Source organism: Prevotella sp. SGI.167 (assembly GCF_050313615.1).
In the GTDB taxonomy this organism is placed as follows: Bacteria; Bacteroidota; Bacteroidia; order Bacteroidales; family Bacteroidaceae; genus Prevotella.
Window position 1 is genome coordinate 1 of sequence record NZ_JBNPLT010000097.1, and the last position, 1,329, is coordinate 1,329.

Genomic DNA, 1,329 nt, shown 5'->3' on the forward strand with positions numbered 1-1,329 from the left:
ACGATCAGTAGGGGTTCTGAGAGGAAGGTCCCCCACATTGGAACTGAGACACGGTCCAAACTCCTACGGGAGGCAGCAGTGAGGAATATTGGTCAATGGGCGAGAGCCTGAACCAGCCAAGTAGCGTGCAGGACGACGGCCCTATGGGTTGTAAACTGCTTTTATAAGGGAATAAAGTGAGTCTCGTGAGACTTTTTGCATGTACCTTATGAATAAGGACCGGCTAATTCCGTGCCAGCAGCCGCGGTAATACGGAAGGTCCGGGCGTTATCCGGATTTATTGGGTTTAAAGGGAGCGTAGGCCGGAGATTAAGCGTGTTGTGAAATGTAGACGCTCAACGTCTGCACTGCAGCGCGAACTGGTTTCCTTGAGTACGCACAAAGTGGGCGGAATTCGTGGTGTAGCGGTGAAATGCTTAGATATCACGAAGAACTCCGATTGCGAAGGCAGCTCACTGGAGCGCAACTGACGCTGAAGCTCGAAAGTGCGGGTATCGAACAGGATTAGATACCCTGGTAGTCCGCACGGTAAACGATGGATGCCCGCTGTTGGTCTGAATAGGTCAGCGGCCAAGCGAAAGCATTAAGCATCCCACCTGGGGAGTACGCCGGCAACGGTGAAACTCAAAGGAATTGACGGGGGCCCGCACAAGCGGAGGAACATGTGGTTTAATTCGATGATACGCGAGGAACCTTACCCGGGCTTGAATTGCAGAGGAAGGATTTGGAGACAATGACGCCCTTCGGGGCCTCTGTGAAGGTGCTGCATGGTTGTCGTCAGCTCGTGCCGTGAGGTGTCGGCTTAAGTGCCATAACGAGCGCAACCCCTCTCCTTAGTTGCCATCAGGTCATGCTGGGCACTCTGGGGACACTGCCACCGTAAGGTGTGAGGAAGGTGGGGATGACGTCAAATCAGCACGGCCCTTACGTCCGGGGCTACACACGTGTTACAATGGCAGGTACAGAGAGACGGTCCCTTGCAAAAGGGATCAAATCCTTAAAGCCTGTCTCAGTTCGGACTGGGGTCTGCAACCCGACCCCACGAAGCTGGATTCGCTAGTAATCGCGCATCAGCCATGGCGCGGTGAATACGTTCCCGGGCCTTGTACACACCGCCCGTCAAGCCATGAAAGCCGGGGGCGCCTAAAGTCCGTGACCGTAAGGAGCGGCCTAGGGCGAAACTGGTAATTGGGGCTAAGTCGTAACAAGGTAGCCGTACCGGAAGGTGCGGCTGGAACACCTCCTTTCTGGAGAGACGAATTTCCTGTGAAGATTTAGGAACAGGACTTAAAAGTTCGCTTCTCTTCTTGTACGCACCATCTGTTTAAT

The 1,329-nt window shown here is 54.0% G+C and carries 1 rRNA gene; it reads left to right on the forward strand.

Annotated elements, in window-relative coordinates:
* Nucleotides 1-1,247: ribosomal RNA gene (locus tag ACQRBJ_RS16010) — 16S ribosomal RNA — on the forward strand; the annotation flags it as partial.
* Nucleotides 1,248-1,329 lie beyond the last annotated feature (82 nt).